14 protein-coding genes are annotated in these 16,117 nt (G+C 51.6%); 8 read left to right on the plus strand and 6 right to left on the minus strand.

The window, feature by feature from the left end:
- The first annotated feature begins 6 nt into the window (after positions 1 to 6).
- A complete protein-coding gene (locus CWE23_RS07915; RefSeq protein ID WP_105306668.1) occupies positions 7 to 1,215 on the plus strand; it encodes a NupC/NupG family nucleoside CNT transporter in 1,209 nt (402 codons plus the stop codon).
- Positions 1,216 to 1,398: 183 nt separating this feature from the next.
- On the opposite strand, the gene tesB is transcribed toward CWE23_RS07915, so the two are convergent.
- Positions 1,399 to 2,259, minus strand: coding sequence for an acyl-CoA thioesterase II (gene tesB, locus CWE23_RS07920; RefSeq protein ID WP_126819956.1), 861 nt, complete (start codon positions 2,257 to 2,259; stop codon positions 1,399 to 1,401).
- A 277-nt stretch (positions 2,260 to 2,536) separates the two neighbouring features.
- On the opposite strand from tesB, the gene acnA reads away from it, so the two are divergent.
- Positions 2,537 to 5,209, plus strand: coding sequence for an aconitate hydratase AcnA (gene acnA, locus CWE23_RS07925; RefSeq protein ID WP_126819957.1), 2,673 nt, complete (start codon positions 2,537 to 2,539; stop codon positions 5,207 to 5,209).
- An 81-nt stretch (positions 5,210 to 5,290) separates the two neighbouring features.
- On the opposite strand, the gene CWE23_RS07930 is transcribed toward acnA, so the two are convergent.
- Positions 5,291 to 5,998, minus strand: coding sequence for an SDR family NAD(P)-dependent oxidoreductase (locus tag CWE23_RS07930; protein ID WP_126819958.1), 708 nt, complete (start codon positions 5,996 to 5,998; stop codon positions 5,291 to 5,293).
- Positions 5,995 to 6,366: a 2-amino-4-hydroxy-6-hydroxymethyldihydropteridine diphosphokinase gene (locus CWE23_RS07935; RefSeq protein WP_105306664.1), complete on the minus strand. Its 372-nt coding sequence runs from the start codon at positions 6,364 to 6,366 to the stop codon at positions 5,995 to 5,997. Before CWE23_RS07935 ends, CWE23_RS07930 begins: the two co-directional genes overlap by 4 nt.
- Positions 6,367 to 6,594: 228 nt before the next feature.
- On the opposite strand from CWE23_RS07935, the gene CWE23_RS07940 reads away from it, so the two are divergent.
- From CWE23_RS07940 to asnB, 5 genes are read left to right on the plus strand one after another with little or no spacing between them, the layout of a single operon-like run.
- Positions 6,595 to 7,074 carry a hypothetical protein gene (locus CWE23_RS07940; protein WP_126819959.1) on the plus strand — a complete coding sequence of 160 codons (480 nt, stop codon included), beginning with the start codon at positions 6,595 to 6,597 and terminating at the stop codon, positions 7,072 to 7,074.
- Positions 7,067 to 8,485: a sodium:solute symporter family protein gene (locus CWE23_RS07945; protein ID WP_126819960.1), complete on the plus strand. Its 1,419-nt coding sequence runs from the start codon at positions 7,067 to 7,069 to the stop codon at positions 8,483 to 8,485. The genes CWE23_RS07940 and CWE23_RS07945 overlap by 8 nt, the downstream gene beginning before the upstream one ends.
- Positions 8,486 to 8,487: 2 nt before the next feature.
- Positions 8,488 to 8,610: a hypothetical protein gene (locus CWE23_RS13950; protein ID WP_262339803.1), complete on the plus strand. Its 123-nt coding sequence runs from the start codon at positions 8,488 to 8,490 to the stop codon at positions 8,608 to 8,610.
- 4 nt (positions 8,611 to 8,614) lie between these two features.
- Positions 8,615 to 9,682, plus strand: coding sequence for an aspartate/ornithine carbamoyltransferase family protein (locus tag CWE23_RS07950; protein ID WP_105306661.1), 1,068 nt, complete (start codon positions 8,615 to 8,617; stop codon positions 9,680 to 9,682).
- An 18-nt stretch (positions 9,683 to 9,700) separates the two neighbouring features.
- Positions 9,701 to 11,716 carry an asparagine synthase (glutamine-hydrolyzing) gene (gene asnB / locus CWE23_RS07955; RefSeq protein ID WP_105306660.1) on the plus strand — a complete coding sequence of 672 codons (2,016 nt, stop codon included), beginning with the start codon at positions 9,701 to 9,703 and terminating at the stop codon, positions 11,714 to 11,716.
- Here asnB and msrB read toward each other — a convergent pair.
- On the minus strand, positions 11,713 to 12,855 hold the full coding sequence (msrB, locus tag CWE23_RS07960; protein ID WP_105306659.1) for a peptide-methionine (R)-S-oxide reductase MsrB: 1,143 nt from the start codon (positions 12,853 to 12,855) through the stop codon (positions 11,713 to 11,715). The genes asnB and msrB overlap by 4 nt on opposite strands.
- Before the next feature lie 47 nt (positions 12,856 to 12,902).
- Between msrB and CWE23_RS07965 the strand changes: the two genes are divergently transcribed.
- On the plus strand, positions 12,903 to 13,928 hold the full coding sequence (locus CWE23_RS07965; RefSeq protein ID WP_187346259.1) for a hypothetical protein: 1,026 nt from the start codon (positions 12,903 to 12,905) through the stop codon (positions 13,926 to 13,928).
- Here CWE23_RS07965 and CWE23_RS07970 read toward each other — a convergent pair.
- On the minus strand, positions 13,883 to 15,631 hold the full coding sequence (locus CWE23_RS07970; RefSeq protein WP_126819961.1) for an ExeM/NucH family extracellular endonuclease: 1,749 nt from the start codon (positions 15,629 to 15,631) through the stop codon (positions 13,883 to 13,885). The genes CWE23_RS07965 and CWE23_RS07970 overlap by 46 nt on opposite strands.
- Positions 15,628 to 16,113 carry a MarR family winged helix-turn-helix transcriptional regulator gene (locus tag CWE23_RS07975; RefSeq protein WP_105306657.1) on the minus strand — a complete coding sequence of 162 codons (486 nt, stop codon included), beginning with the start codon at positions 16,111 to 16,113 and terminating at the stop codon, positions 15,628 to 15,630. The genes CWE23_RS07970 and CWE23_RS07975 overlap by 4 nt, the downstream gene beginning before the upstream one ends.
- Positions 16,114 to 16,117 lie beyond the last annotated feature (4 nt).

A 16,117-nucleotide genomic window follows, 5' to 3' on the forward strand; every position in this document is an offset into this window, starting at 1 on the left:
TCTTTTATGAACAGTTTTCTCGGCATTGCCGTTATTTTATTCGTTGCTTATCTGCTCTCAACGAACCGTAAAAACATCCGCTGGCGCACCGTTATCGGTGCGCTTTCGATCCAAATAACCCTCGCTGGTTTTGTTCTTTATGTACCCCTGGGCCGTGAAATGCTGTTCGGTTTCGCCCAAGGCGTATCGACGGTTATTGGCTACACGCAGGCCGGCATCAACTTTTTGTTTGGTTCGTTGGCGTCAGAAGACTTCGGCTTTGTGTTTGCGATCCAGGTTCTCAGTGTCATCGTCTTTTTCTCGTCGCTGATTTCAGTGCTGTATTATCTCGGCATCATGAAGTGGGTCATTCGTATTCTTGGTGGCGGACTGCAAAAATTGCTGGGTACCAGTCGCCCCGAATCGATGTCAGCGGCGGCGAATATTTTTGTCGGTCAGACCGAGGCGCCGATGATGGTCAGACCCTTTATCGGTACCATGACCCGCAGTGAGTTGTTTGCGGTGATGGTCGGTGGCATGAGCTCAGTGTCCGGCTCAGTGCTGGCCGGCTATGCCGGTGTGGGTGTCGAGTTGAAATACCTGATTGCAGCAAGCTTTATGGCGGCTCCTGCAGGTTTCCTGATGGCAAAAATGATGATTCCGGAGTGCGAAAAACCGCGCAACGATCTGGAAGAAGTTGAGGTTGAAGACACCTCCGCTAATGTGATTGATGCCGCCGCGTCCGGCGCATCAAGCGGCCTGCAACTGGCCATGAACGTCGGTGCTATGCTGTTGGCGTTCGTCGCGCTCATCGCATTGGTCAATGGGCTGTTCGGCTGGGTCGGCGGTTGGTTTGGCTACCCGGAACTGACCATGCAGGAAATTTTTGGCTACGTCTTCCGTCCGGTCGCTTATGTGCTGGGGGTTAACTGGGATGAAGCGCAACTGGCCGGTAGTTTCATTGGTCAAAAGCTGGTGATTAACGAATTCGTCGCCTATCTCGACTTTGTTAATTACAAGGATCAGCTCAGTGAGCACTCACAAGTCATCATTACCTTTGTGCTGTGCGGCTTTGCCAATTTCTCATCAATCGCCATCCTGCTCGGAGGCTTAGGTGGTATGGCACCAAGCCGCCGCCACGACATCGCCCGATTAGGCATGCGAGCACTGCTAGCCGCAACCATGGCCAACATGATGAGCGCCGCCATCGCCGGCTTTTTCGTCTCACTCACCTAATAGCATCCGACCCAAGGTCACGGCGCAAAAATCAGCAAAGCGCACGTGACCCAAGGTCACGGCGCGCAAGGCACCAAAGGTGCCGCCAAGCAAATGGCCGAAGGCCATGCCAAGCAAAGCGCAAAGCGCTGCCAAGCAAGCTGCAACGCAGCGCCAAGCAGCCGACGCGTCAGCGTCGGCGCCTCAGCGTCGGCGCCTCATCACCCCTTCCTGAATGGTCGAAGCAACCAACGTCCCGTCGCGAGTGAAGATCTGACCACGTACCAGACCGCGATTACCACTGGCCGACGGACTATCGATGGCATAAAGCAACCAGTCATCCATGCGGAATTCACGATGAAACCACATCGCATGGTCAATGGTGGCAACTTGCATGTCCGGTTGTGCAAAGCTAACCCCATGGGGCTGCAACGCGGTCGGTAAAAAGTTAAAGTCCGACGCATAGGCCAGCAGGTATTTGTGCACCCGCAAATCTTCCGGCATCTGGCCATTAGCTTTTAACCAGACATAGCGTTTGGGTTCGTCTTTGGCCGGCTTAAAGGGGTTGTAGGCGGTCACAAAACGCATCTCAATCGGCTTTTCGCAAATGAACTTATTGCGAATAGGAGCCGGAATAAGATCCTGATGCTCCTTATAAATATCGATATCGGAAACCAAGCCCTCTGGTCCGGGAACATCAGGCATGCTGTCCTGATGTTCAAAGCCAACCTCATCTTCCTGGAACGATGCGGTCATATGGAAGATTGGCTTGCCATGCTGAATGGCTTTTACCCGGCGGGTCGAAATGCTGTTGCCATCACGAATCACTTCAACGTCATAAACGATGGGCTTTTTAGCGTCACCGGGGCGTAAGAAATAACTGTGGAATGAGTGCGCACCCCGTTCGGCGGGTAAGGTTTCCTTCGCCGCAGACAGCGCCTGGCCGATGACCTGACCCCCAAATACCGCGCCAAATCCCAGATCCTGACTGTTACCACGGTAGATGCCCTGCTCGATGGTTTCGAGCTGCAGTAAGTTTAATAAGTTATCCAATACCTGGCTCATTAGCCGTTTCCCTGTGTCGCTGTACAACGTGGCAGTAGTGTACCGAATTGATCTGATTTCGTCTTTAGCGACTACTTTTATAAAGACAATTAATCGTAAAAATAATCGCTTATCAGTCAGGCGTTGGGCAGATACGCTGGCGTGTCTGTATCGTTTATGTTTGACTGTAAACACTAAAAGCTGTGGCTGAACCGCATTGCTTTGACTATATTAACGTTATAGTTTAATGGAATAGCTTTTCAGCACAATCAACGCTCAATGCGAATGGGAGAGTACTATGTCAGGCAAAAATAGTCTGGATACGTTAAGTACATTGGATGTTAAGGGCAAAAGTTACGACTATTACAGCTTGCCTAAAGCAGCCAAATCGTTAGGAAACATCGATAAGCTGCCGGCATCGATGAAAGTGTTGCTTGAAAACTTATTACGCAATGAAGATGGCGAAACGGTTACCGGTGATGATCTTAAAGCCATGGTGGACTGGCTTAAAGAGAAAAAAATTGACCGTGAGATTCAGTACCGTCCGGCACGCGTGCTGATGCAGGATTTCACCGGTGTACCGGGTATTGTTGACTTAGCCGCCATGCGAGATGCGGTTAACAAAGCCGGCCATAACCCCGAAGTGATTAACCCGTTATCCCCCGTTGATCTGGTCATTGACCACTCGGTCATGGTGGATAAATACGCAACGCCGGAAGCGTTCAAGCAAAACGTGCGGATGGAAATGGACCGCAACAAAGAACGTTATGAGTTTCTGAAATGGGGGCAGGGTGCCTTCGAAAACTTCCGCGTTGTCCCGCCAGGTACAGGTATATGCCACCAGGTTAACCTCGAGTACTTAGGAAAGAGCGTGTGGACCAAAGAAGAAAACGGTCGCACGGTTGCTTACCCGGACACCTTGGTTGGTACCGACTCACACACCACCATGATCAACGCACTTGGCGTATTAGGCTGGGGCGTTGGCGGTATTGAGGCCGAAGCTGCCATGTTGGGGCAACCGGTGTCGATGTTGATTCCGGAAGTGGTCGGCTTCCGTATGACCGGCAAATTACCGGAGGGCGTAACCGCAACCGACTTAGTGCTGACGGTGACGCAAATGTTACGTGAAAAAGGCGTGGTCGGTAAGTTTGTCGAATTCTATGGCCCGGGACTGGATAATTTACCGCTCGCAGACCGAGCCACCATTTCGAACATGGCGCCGGAGTACGGTGCAACCTGTGGTTTCTTCCCGGTGGATGAAGAAACCATCAATTATATGCGCCTGTCCGGCCGTGACGATGAAACGCTGGCATTGGTCGAAGCATACTGCAAAGAGCAGGGACTGTGGCGCAGTAATGATAATGAACCAGAATTCACCGATACACTGGAACTGGATCTCAGTACCGTTACCGCGTCGCTTGCAGGACCCAAACGTCCACAAGACCGTGTGAATATGGAACAGCTGGGTAGCAACTTCGACCTGATCCTGGAAACCAACGGTCAGGCCAATGAAGCGGACAAAGAGGTTCCGGTAAAAGGAAAAGATTACAGTCTGAAGCACGGTGACGTGGTGATTGCCGCGATCACATCCTGTACCAACACCTCCAACCCGAGTGTGTTGATGGCAGCGGGCTTACTGGCGAAAAAAGCGATTGAAAAGGGGTTGGATCGTAAACCTTGGGTTAAGTCGTCTTTTGCACCCGGTTCGAAAGTGGTTACTGACTACCTGAAGAAAGCCGGTTTTACCCCGTATATGGAAGATCTTGGCTTCCACCTGGTAGGTTACGGTTGCACGACCTGTATTGGTAATTCAGGCCCGCTGGATGACGAAATCAGCGACGCCATTAATGAAGGTAACTTAACCGTATCTTCGGTGCTTTCAGGTAACCGTAACTTCGAAGGTCGTGTACATCCTGATGTGAAAGCCAACTGGCTGGCTTCACCACCGTTAGTGGTGGCTTATGCACTGGCAGGTACCACCCGTACCGATCTGAGTAAAGATCCATTAGGCAAGGACAAAGACGGTAACGACGTTTACCTGAAAGACATCTGGCCAACCACCAGTGAGATTGCCGAAGCGGTGAAAACCGTCGATAACGAAATGTTCCGTAAAGAATACGCCGAAGTCTTCAAAGGTGATGATGAGTGGCGCGCCATCAATGTTGCCGAAGGTAAAGTGTACGACTGGCAGGAAGATTCAACCTATGTGAAGAATCCGCCGTTCTTCGAAGGTATTGACCAGCCGCTGCAAGATCCGACGGATATTAAAGACGCTAACGTATTGGCGGTATTCGCTGATTCGATCACCACCGACCATATTTCGCCGGCTGGATCGATCAAGCCGGATTCACCGGCAGGAAAATACCTGCAAGAGCACGGCGTGGCGGTGAAAGACTTTAACTCTTACGGCTCACGTCGTGGTAACCACGAAGTGATGATGCGTGGTACCTTTGCGAACATCCGCATCAAAAACCAAATGCTGGATAACGTCGAAGGTGGCTTTACCAAGTACATCCCGACCGGCGAGCAAATGGCGATATATGACGCGGCCATGAAGTACATGGAAAACGACACGCCATTAGTGGTGTTGGCCGGTAAAGAGTACGGTACCGGTTCCAGTCGTGACTGGGCCGCCAAAGGTACCCGTCTGTTGGGTGTGAAAGCGGTCATTGCTGAGAGCTATGAGCGTATTCACCGTTCTAACCTGGTTGGCATGGGCGTATTGCCGTTGCAGTTCGAAGACGGTCAGGGCGTTGAGGCTCATGGTTTAACGGGTGAAGAGGCCATCTCCATTCTGGGTCTTGACGGCGACTTAAAACCCGGTCAAATGCTGGATGTTGTTGCGAAGCGCAAGAACGGTGAAGAAGTTAAGTTTAAAGTGAAGTGTCGCATCGACACCGGTAACGAAATGCAGTACTACAAAAACGGTGGTATTTTGCATTACGTACTGCGCCAGATGCTGAAAAACTAACTTCGCTCTGCAACAAAGAAGCACAAAAAAACCGGCAGTTATGCCGGTTTTTTTATGAGTCATCCGTATGCTAGCCCCGGATTAAATATTGAGCGCCCGGCCACCGTCGACTTTGATCGACTCACCGGTCAGGAATGGGTTATCACGGAAGAATTTGACGGTATCGATCATTGGTTGCAGACCGCCTTCGACCTTTAATGGGGTTTCAGCCAACACCTGTTGACGGTGTTGATTGTCATGCTCCGGCAAAAACAGGATTGGGCCGGGCTGTATGGCGTTGACGCGGATGTCCGGTGCCAGTGCTTTGGCAAAAGCCAGTGTCATGTTGGCCAGCGCGGCTTTGGCGCCACAGTAGGCGATGTAATTGGTGGACGGGCGTTCGCTGTAGATGTCGGTGATGTTGATCACCAGACCGTCGTTGGCGTTCGCCAGCAAGGCCTGTAACCCCGTAATCAACTTGTAGGGCGCAATGGCATGAACTTGGTATACGGCGGCCAGCGCGTCATCAGAAGCATCGACGGTGTGGTTATCAAAAAAGCACGAAGCGTTGTTAACCAATAAATCTAACTGGCCGGTCTGCGCAATCACTTGATCGATCATATTATCGATCGCCCTGGTATCGCTAAAATCGGCCTGTAAACCAATAGCTCCCTGTTGTTCCAGTTTCTCAACGCCGCCTTTTGAAGAATTGTAATGAGCGAATACGGTATAGCCATTGTCGAGTAAATCGTTAGCGAGCTCATAGCCAAAGCGCCGACCGGCTCCGGTAATTAATGCCACTGGCTTCATTGCGTTTCTCCCTGTAAATCTGTCTGTAACGGCTGCAGATATTCCGGCACCTCGGGGTTTTCGTGGAGCGGTCCTAAAATATCGATATCAATCGGACGATCTTTAATGCTGCACAATGGGTCTGAACGGTCACGACCCAGTAGCTCTTCGATACGGTTGAATTCTTGCTTTAATGCTTCTGCTGAGAGCGCGGTGTCGAGTGTGAACAATGCGTTCAAAAACGGACGGTTAGTTTTCATGCCAACCGGTTGGGTATTGATGTCTCGCGAAAATTCGAGATTTTCTGACAGCTTGGCCAAATAGTGTTTGGCGCGGGAAAAATGAAGCTCAGGTTCGATATTTGAGCCGAGGCTGCAAAGATACTTCATAAGGATTAGGGTCCCTGGTTAATTGCACCGAGTGTGTCGCACACAGTCAAACGTCCTATCTATACGAGAGAGTGCGACAAACGGTTTGTTGTTGCAACATCGATTTGTCGGTGTTTTTTTATTGTTAACGAGTATCGGCTCGTTGTAGTGCCCGATGACTTAAGTTGAAATCCGTCGATGGTGCTGATAGCCTGAAATTTCACGTGTTGCAAGCGAGTAACAAAGCGAATGGTGAAATTACCCGGTATCGCTAAAAGTTTATTTCCTGTGTTAACGTTTTGTTGGGTGTTTTTGTCAGCACCGACAACTCTGGCGCAGTCACTGCAATTAGAGGGACCTTCGTCTACTGTGCGTGAGGGCTACTTCACGGTGTCCGTCGTGGCGCAGGAGCAGCGCGAGGAACCGCTTACCAATCTGGTTATCGACGTGTCGACGCAAGCCGATTTTTCCCACGTTGAGCAAACCTTTCCGGCATTGGGCGATTTTCGCAAATTGTCGTTAACCGGCTTTAGCGATGGCGTTTATTATCTGCGCGCGCGCGCCGACAACCTTGCCGAACCAAGCAATGTGATAAAAGTTACCGTACAACACTACCCGCTGTGGCAGGCGTTGGGTCTGTTTTTTACCGGATTAATCATCTTCGCCTTGCTGGTGGTGATACTGCTGAGGTCGCATCGACGGGTAGAAAAGGAGGCCGGTAATGACTGAATTTGCCCTGGATACGTCGCTTGGCCTCACCATTGTCATTCTTTTTGGTGTCCTCTGGGTTGCCTTTGGCTACTGGCTCGGCCGCAAGAACAAAACCCACGAAGATTTTGCGCTGGCCGGCCGTAATGTCGGCTTTGCGTTCGCGGCGGCAACGGCGATGGCCACCTGGGTCACCAGCAACACGACGTTGGTTGCCCCTCAGCTTACCTATCAATTTGGTCTGTGGGGGATGATTGGTTATTCCTTCGCAGCACTCGGACTGTTGCTGTTTGCGCCGATGGCCAAACGCATCAAAACCTTATTGCCGAATGGCTATACCTCCGGTGATTTTGTGCGCCTGCGTTATGGTCAGGCGGCCTGGTGGGTGTTCATCATCATTTCCGTGGTTTATGCATTTGGCTGGCTCATCAGTCTGGGCATGGCCGGTGGTATTTTGCTGGAATCGCTCAGCGGTCTTGATTACCACATCGGCATGACAGCGATATTGATCATTTGCGTCGGTTACACGTTATTTGGCGGCCTGCGAGCGGTCATCGCGACCGACTTTATTCAGGCGCTGATCATCATCGTCGGTGTCAGTCTGATTGCCTGGTGGTTGGCCGATAATGTGGGCCTGCAAAGCATTCATAGCAATCTCTCGCAGGCGCATCCGCAGTTACTGGATGTATTGTTTCCTGCTGCTGTGATGTTTTTGTTTAACAATATCTTTTTCGGTCTGGGGGAGATATTTCATTCGAACGTCTGGTGGTCAAGGGCGTTGTCGTTTAAGCAGGGAGTGGCCTACAAAGCCTACCTGACCGGCGGGCTGATGTGGTTACCCATTCCTATCGTTACCGGATTCATCGCGTTAGCGGCACCGCAGTTGGGAATATTCCCACCCAGTGCGGACATGATCGGACCAACCGTTGCGGCGGCGGTATTGGGTACCACCGGTGCCGTGATCGTATTTATCGTGATTTTCTCGGCGCTGGCATCGAGTCTGGATTCTTTGCTGGCAGCAACCTCAGATCTGGTCACCCAAGACTTATTCCATAAAAAATTAAAACCCAATGCCTCGGATAGAACGCTGATGCGCTTTAATCGGTATTGCATTCTGGCGCTGGGCATCGTGACCTGGCTGTTTTGTTTACCGCGTATTGCCACCCTCGGGGCGTTATTGAATTTCGCCGGTGCCTTTGTCGCCAGCACCATTTGGCCGATCGTGCTGGGCTTATATTTTCGCCGTTTAACCGGTGGCTATGCCGCACTGGCAATGGCGCTGGGTACGGCAGCCGGTCTCGCGGCCTATTTTTTGGTTGGCTTTTATGTCGCTGCGTTGACGTCCTGCGCGGTTTCCGGCCTGCTTTGTGGTGTCGGTGTGTGGCGCAGTCAGGAACAGTTTGACTGGCAGCGATTACAAGAGGAGCGTTAATCATGCAACTCCCGGAACTGGCTTTTACCGTGTTGATTATTGTTGCATTGGCATTGACCTGCTTAACGCCGATCATTTTGCTGGTGCTGTTCGTAAAAGATTATTTTTCTAAAACATTATGGTAACCCTATGAACATAAAAGATGTGTCGTTTGACCGGGAACGTCCGGATGTCTGTGGCGACGCGCACCCGAAAGCACTGTTAAGAGCGATTCAGGAAGACGGTGACTACCTTTTAAAACTTGCGAATCAACACATTGTTTCGTCCGATCAGTTTACCCAAAACGGAATGTTGCAACTGTTCCGGTTGGCGGCCAAGTATGAAGCCAACCCACGTCGTTTTAGCACGTCATTACAGGGCAAAATCCTGATTTCGGCATTCTATGAGCCGAGTACCCGCACGCGGCTGTCGTTCGAAAGTGCCTGGCACCGGCTGGGTGGCGACATCATGTCGATCACTGATCGGTCGACAACCGGTATTGCCAAAGGGGAATGTCTGGCCGACGTGGCGGAAATGTTCAATAACTACGGTGATTGTGTGGTGCTGCGGGACAATAATGAGAGCTCGCTCGAGGAGATGATCGATTCACTGCGAATTCCCATCATTAACGCCGGTAACGGCAGCGATGAACACCCCACGCAGGCGCTCGCAGATCTCTACGCGATGTTTAAATGGCGTCCGCAGTTAGCAACCGAGCAAGCGAGCCAGCATGCGGTGAAGATTGGGGTCATTGGTGTGCCCAATAAAATGCGCACCGTGCGCAGTCTGATCAAGTCGCTGTGCAAGTTTCCCGATGCGGTGGCCGAGTTGGTTATTATTCATGATGAAAGTGCCAGCGCGGAACTGTTTGGACAGCAACAACGTGAGCAAATCGAACAGGCGGGGATTCGTATCCGCACCTCGAACGATCTTAATGCGGTATTACCGGAGCTGGATGTTATTTACATCAATGCCATCTCCTGGGAGGGTGAAACCTTTAATACCTACGGTACGTCGTTTGCACTGAATGCACAGTCGCCGTTAAAAGAGGGGGCGATCATTCTGCATCCACTCGCCCGTGGAGCCGAACTGAGTACGGATCTCGACCACACGCCGCACAACTGGTATTTCAGCCAGGCGCGCGGGGCTGTGTTTTTAAGAATGGCGTTACTTACGTGTATGGTACAACGCGCCGAGCGCGTTATCGATGTCGTCTAACAAAAGGAAAAGCAAAGAATGTGCGGAATTGCTGGAGTTTTTCATCATCAAACGGATCGTTCAATAGACGCCCAAACCTTAGTTAACATGGCAGCGATAATGCATCACCGTGGGCCTGATGGTTATGGTTATCAGATTAAACCAGAGCAGGGCGTAGGCTTTAGCCATGCACGTCTTTCCATTATCGACCTGAACGAACAGCGTGGTCGCCAGCCGTTTATGTCGGCAGACCAACGGTTAATGCTGACGCATAATGGGGAGTTTTATGATTTTAAACGGATTCGTGCTGATTTAACCGCACGTGGCGCACGTTTCCGCAGTAAAAGTGACTCGGAAATCGTGTTGCATCTGTTTGAACGCTACGGCCTTGATGCGACGCTGAAAGAGTTGCGTGGCGAATTTGCGTTTGGTCTGTATGACGAAAAAGATCAGAGCCTGTACCTGGTTCGCGACCGCTTTGGCATCAAACCCCTGTACTGGACAGAAACCGAACACGGCGTCGTGTTTGGTTCGGAACTTAAGGTGCTGTTCGCTCACCCGGACGTTAAGCGAGAGTTCTCCGCTGAGGGTTTGTACCATCAGTTGATTCAGGTGATGGTTCCGGGTTCGACCGCCTTTGCCGGTATTAATCAAGTGCAGCCGGGCTATGTGGTCAAGGTAAAACGTGAGCATGGTCGTCTTACGGTCAGCGAACACAAATATTGGGACGTTAACTTTCCCAATGAACACGATTATCCGGGCGACGATGTCGACGAAGAACAATACATCGAGGGCGTTCGTGCGCAGTTACTGGAGGCGGTACAACACCGTATGACCGCGGATGTACCGGTGGGTTGTTACTTGTCCGGCGGCATCGACTCCTGCTCAATTCTCGGTTTGGCCTCGGCGTCAACGCAGACCTCCGTGAAAGCCTTTACCATTGGTTTTGATTCTGACGACTATGATGAAACACCGATAGCACGGGAAATGGCAGAGGCCACCCAGGCAGACCATCATATTATGGCGTTGAAAGCCAACGACCTGTATGACCACTTTGTAAAAACCTTGTGGCACACGGAGCGAACCATCTATAACACCCTCGGGGTGGCCAAGTACCTGATGAGCCAGCAGGTGCACGAAGCCGGTTATAAGGTCGTAATGACAGGCGAGGGCTCCGATGAGCTGTTTGCCGGCTATCCGGCGTTCCGCAAGGATATGTTCTTGCACGGGTTGGATCATCTGCCGGAAATTGAACGACTGGAATGGCAGCAATTGCTGGAGAAGAACAATAAGTTGTTTAAAGGAGCGATGCTGGCAAGGGAAGAGTTCGTCAGCGAAGCCTTTAACCAAAAAATGGGCTTTACCCCAAGCTGTGTGCAGCCATGGTTGTCATGCAGCAGTGTCGCCTTGCCATTGATGTCAGCTGAACTGCGGGAGCGGGTGACGGATTATGACCCGAGTAAGGCGATTGCGGATACCCTGGATGAGACCATGCTGGAGGGGCGGCATCCATTGGATCGCGCACAATACGTGTGGATAAAAACCATGCTTGAAGGACAAATCCTCACCTGGGGTGGTGACCGCGTTGATATGGCTAACTCGATGGAGGCGCGGCCGGCGTTTTTGGACCATCACTTGGCAGAGTACGCATTTACTGTACCGCCGCATCTGCGTATTAAAGGTAATAAAGAAAAATACGTATTGCGGGAGGCCATGAAAGGCTTATTACCGGAAACGCTCTACAAACGTGAGAAGTTTGCCTTTATGGCTCCGCCGGCGCATACCGATCCGGAAAAATGGAAAGCGGTTGAAAAACTGGCGGAACAGTTCTTAAATCAGCGCGCGGTAGAAGCCGCCGGTTTATTGGATTACGAGGAAGTGGTACGAACCTTTGAACGCCATCAGGATCCGAATGTACCGGCCGAAGAACAAGTACAATTGGATGCGGTGATTAATCACATGCTGGGTGTACAGGTGCTGCACCACCATTTCGTCGCAACCGATGTGCCGCAACAAGCGGCACAAAGGGCAAAAGAGCTGGGCTGGGTTGCCTAACGCTGACCGTTTTTCGGTTCTACGTACTGAATAAAGTCCGCATAGCCGCGTTGTTTCATTTCCGCCAGTGGAATGAATTCCAACGCGGCCGAGTTCATGCAGTAGCGTAAGCCGGTCGGCTGCGGACCATCCTCGAAAACATGCCCTAGATGGGAGTCGGCGTAGCGGCTACGCACCTCGGTACGGGTGAAAAACCAGCTGTTGTCTTCTTTTTCAACCACGGCGTCGGCTTGTATCGGTTGCGTAAAGCTCGGCCAGCCGGTGCCGGACTTGTATTTATGTCGTGATGAAAATAAGGGCTCACCACTGACGACATCGACGTAAATGCCTGGCTTTTTGTTATCCCAGTAGCGGTTATTAAAGGGTTCCTCCGTTTCATCCTGCTGTGTTACCGCAAACTCAATGGCACTGAGTTGTTGCCGTAACTGCTGTTTGGAAGGCTTGTTGAACGACTGCCAGGGGTATTGGGTATCGGTTGACGGCTCACCGCCCGGGTTGTCATTGCTAAAGCCATAGTAATCGACCTGAGGCGTGTCACCCCAGTGTTTCTCGACAAAATCATAGCGGCCTGAGTTATAGGTGTAGACTTTATAGCGGATCGGGTTTTTATCGTAATAATCCTGGTGATAGGTTTCGGCACGATAAAACTGCGTAAAGTCGGTGATTGGAACCACAATCGGTTGTGAAAAGGGCCCGTTTTCACTCAACCACTGCTTAGACTGTTCAGCGACCCGGCGTTGTTCGTCATTATGTACAAAAATTTCCGGACGGTACTGCTTGCCTCGGTCGACAAACTGGCCGTCGGCGTCGGTCGGATCCATGATTCGCCAGAATTTTTGCAGTAAACCGGCGTAACTGATGACCTTGGGATCGTAGTAAATTTGCACTGCTTCGGTGTGACCTGTGTTGCCGGCGGAAACCTGTTCATAACTCGGATTGGGTTCTGTGCCTCCGGTATACCCTGAAACCACCTCGCGGACACCGTCAAGTTGCTCAAAGGCCTCTTCGACACACCAAAAGCAACCGCCTGCCAGTGTCGCCACGGCCTCGTTTTGTTGCTTTTCTGTTGACGAATTTTGTGCGATGCTGAGAGTGCTGGTCAGCAGCAAGCAAAAGCCTAACATTATGGTGAAGCGCATATAACCTCCAGATGACATGGCTGCTAATAGCTTATAGGTGGGATTGGGTGAAAAAGTTCTCTGCATTGGCTATTTATTTATTAACCGCTGCGCCGGTGGTGGCGCAGGAGGCTGACGCGCAGACTTCTAAGGCGGTGGAAAAAGCCTGGTACGACAGCTTTCGTGAGGGGCTGACCACCTCCGTTGATGCCACAGCCCGCTGGGTAGACAGTTTTTTTGCGGAAGATCGGTTTGAAGAATCTTATGGTTCCTATGGGCGCTTATCAATAGCGCCGCAGTGGAGCGGTTATGACGGCTTCGAGGTTAAATCACGTTTTCGGGCGCGAGTTAATCTCCCACACGCGAAAGAGCAGTTCTCGGCGTTTATCGGTCGTGTCGACAGTGATGAATTTCTGGATGAAGGTTCCGCCGGCCGGCCGTCAATCATTCGCTCTCCCAGCTCGGATGAAGAATGGCTGGTGGGGCTGGGATTTGAGCCCAGCATGAATGAGCAACACCGGGTTTCCTACAGCATTGGCGTTCGCGGCGGGCTTGATTTCGATACTTATGTACGCGGTCGTTATATGACCGATATGGTGTTGAGTGAATCGGTTTTGGCGCGCTTCCAAAGCTCTGCGTTTTGGCGTGACAGCGATGGCTTCGGCGTTGCCCAACGCGTCGATCTGGAAGCCAGCTTAACCGAAACGGTGTTGGCGCGCTGGTCGTCACTGGGCACTTACGCACAAGAAACTGAGGGACTGCGCTGGAGTAGCACCCTACGCGCCTATAAGCTCTACGGTGAAGATAAAGCCATTGCCGTGGAGACCTGGGTGGAGGGGCAAACGGATTTTGCCGTACCGGTAAACGACTATGGTCTGCGGTTACTTAACCGGCAACGCTACCTGCGCGAATGGTTATTTGTGGAAACCTGGCTGGGTTACCACTGGCCCCGCGAGCAATTGTATGAGCAACGCGAGGGCCATTGGATGCTGGGGCTGGAGCTGGAAATTCACTTTGGCACGACCAACGCCTATTTGCCACAGCGGTCTCAATCGTCTTCCGACCAGGATAAGTCCAATAACAAGGGGTCATGATCCGACGAGCGGTAGGGACCCGGCTGATAATAATCCGCGTCCCGGTAATCGTAACTGACCGGTTCATCAGCATTAAAATTAACATGCTGAGTATGGCTGACTTTGGGCACCAGTGATTGGTGCACAAAAATATGATCCAACGAACCTGCCTGACTGTCGTAGACGTAGGAGTATTCTTTTGCGTCCGACACATTGGGGTAGCCGTTTTCAATAAAGTACTGAATCGGATCTTCCTGATAATAGGCGTTAAAATCGCCCAGTAGCACTGGGTTCGGTAGTTGTTGTTGTTCGATCCAGCTTAGCAATTCCTGAGCGGACTCTACGCGCAACGCATTCCAGCAAGCTTGGCCATCGTTCTGATTCGCATTAATACCGTCATCGGGACAGCTGCCTTTGGATTTAAAATGATTCACTACCACGGTTAATGGCTGCTCAACACCCTCTACCTTAAAGGTCTGCGCTAATGGCACCCGGCTACCGCGGCGAAATGGCCCTTGTTCAAGCGTTGCGGCGTGTGATACCGGGGTTAGCCGTTGTGGATTGTAAATGATGCCTACACTGATCTGGTCAGTGCCAACGCGGGTGGAGCGGGGCTGGGCAATGGCATAATCGATACGGCTGGCGTCGTTAATCGCATCAACCAGTTCGCGGATGGCACTGTGCTGTTCAAAACCATCGTTTTCAACTTCCATCAGACCAACCACATCGGCCTTAAGCGCTGTAATGGCGGCAACCAGCTTATCCTGCTGGCGTTGCAATTGCGCCGGAGAGCGCGCACCCCGCTCGGTCGGAAAGCCGTTGCCCTGACCATCGCCATTAAAGTAGTTGAGCACATTAAAACTGGCGATGCGGATATTATCGCTGAGTTTGGGCACAATCGCGGTGATTTGTGAGCGTTGGTCAAGTTGTGGGGCGGTGGTAGGTTGGAGGCGATAATCGTCACGAAATTGCGACAATATACCGGTGACCGGCTTTATTGTAGCGCCACTGCGAAGACTGTTCTGAGGGCCATGAAACAGCTGTTGGTGTGGCAGCTGCTGTGGCTGTGTCTGGCTATTGTCGTCAATCTGTAGACGATTCAGCTGATTGCTTTTGGCCAAGGCCTGCGCCGCAGCCCCGGGTTCCGCGATCTGGGTTGGTGTCCATAAACGGCCGGCTGAGACATCAAAATAACCGTGACGGGCCAATGGGTAATGGCCGGATATCGTTAAGGGTTGGTCGGCGCTAATGGTCACTAACATCCCTTCGTGGGCTTCAGCCTGTTGCTCGCTGGTAAACGGCAATGTCAGTTCGACTGGGCTAACGGCCTCCGCCTGGCCACATTCAAACACCGCCGTGGTATTGGTTAGCATGGTAAGACCGTCGGTTTCATTGACAGTACCGGTCACTTTCAACAGCGTACCTGCTTTAATGTCTTGATAAACCTTACCTGAGGCCTTGATAAACAACCCTTCGGAAGTGTTGCTGTCATTGTCCTGTTGCTGTTGCGTGGATTGTAAAAACAGTCCGCCAAGTTGCTCCTTGGCGCTCCAGTTTTGAGTAACCACGCCAATGGTCGTTATTTGCTCACCGAGTTTGGGTGATTGGGTTGCCGAGCCTTGAATCTGTGCAATAGGTGTCAGTCCGGCATCGGAGTCGCAGTTTTGTGCCGCGCCGGGTAGGGCGAAGAAAAGTGCCGAGAGCGACAGAAGCGTTTTTTTCATTTTCCTGATTCCATTTTATGATAACTGCCCACTTCAAGTACCGGGGCGGCGTCCAAACGTTCAGCGTCCATCATTGCCGCAATGCGCTGCATTGATGACAACAACAATGACTGTTCCCAGTCATCGAGTGCTTGAAACTTTTCGATGAAGTCTTCCTGTAACGGCTGCGGTGCTTTGTTCAGCAGTGAGCGTCCTTCCTCAGTCAGATAAAGCAGCACCCGGCGTTTATCGGTGTGACTGCGGCGACGATGAATGAGTTGCCGGTGCTCCATCCGTTCGATGACATTGGAAACGGTTGCCGGGCTCAGGGTGATGTTCTGAGCCACTTCGCTGGCCGTTATGCCATCACGGGCAACAATCTCGCGCAAGATCAGCAACTGTGGTGCCGTTAAACCGGAGTATTTGTTTAATTGTTTGGAATACAGATCGATGGCACGAATGACCTTGCGTAAGGCCAGTAGCAGCTCTTCGTACTTTTCCATAGTC

The organism is Idiomarina aquatica (genome assembly GCF_003987185.1).
Taxonomy (GTDB): Bacteria; Pseudomonadota; Gammaproteobacteria; order Enterobacterales; family Alteromonadaceae; genus Idiomarina; species Idiomarina aquatica.

Bases quoted from the DNA above. Each gene is read 5' to 3' on its own strand.
- CWE23_RS07915 (WP_105306668.1), top strand. From the start codon at position 7: ATGAACAGTTTTCTCGGCATTGCCGTTATTTTATTCGTTGCTTATCTG.
- tesB (WP_126819956.1), bottom strand. From the start codon at position 2,259: ATGAGCCAGGTATTGGATAACTTATTAAACTTACTGCAGCTCGAAACC.
- acnA (WP_126819957.1), top strand. From the start codon at position 2,537: ATGTCAGGCAAAAATAGTCTGGATACGTTAAGTACATTGGATGTTAAG.
- CWE23_RS07930 (WP_126819958.1), bottom strand. From the start codon at position 5,998: ATGAAGCCAGTGGCATTAATTACCGGAGCCGGTCGGCGCTTTGGCTAT.
- CWE23_RS07935 (WP_105306664.1), bottom strand. From the start codon at position 6,366: ATGAAGTATCTTTGCAGCCTCGGCTCAAATATCGAACCTGAGCTTCAT.
- CWE23_RS07940 (WP_126819959.1), top strand. From the start codon at position 6,595: ATGGTGAAATTACCCGGTATCGCTAAAAGTTTATTTCCTGTGTTAACG.
- CWE23_RS07945 (WP_126819960.1), top strand. From the start codon at position 7,067: ATGACTGAATTTGCCCTGGATACGTCGCTTGGCCTCACCATTGTCATT.
- CWE23_RS13950 (WP_262339803.1), top strand. From the start codon at position 8,488: ATGCAACTCCCGGAACTGGCTTTTACCGTGTTGATTATTGTTGCATTG.
- CWE23_RS07950 (WP_105306661.1), top strand. From the start codon at position 8,615: ATGAACATAAAAGATGTGTCGTTTGACCGGGAACGTCCGGATGTCTGT.
- asnB (WP_105306660.1), top strand. From the start codon at position 9,701: ATGTGCGGAATTGCTGGAGTTTTTCATCATCAAACGGATCGTTCAATA.
- msrB (WP_105306659.1), bottom strand. From the start codon at position 12,855: ATGCGCTTCACCATAATGTTAGGCTTTTGCTTGCTGCTGACCAGCACT.
- CWE23_RS07970 (WP_126819961.1), bottom strand. From the start codon at position 15,631: ATGAAAAAAACGCTTCTGTCGCTCTCGGCACTTTTCTTCGCCCTACCC.
- CWE23_RS07975 (WP_105306657.1), bottom strand. From the start codon at position 16,113: ATGGAAAAGTACGAAGAGCTGCTACTGGCCTTACGCAAGGTCATTCGT.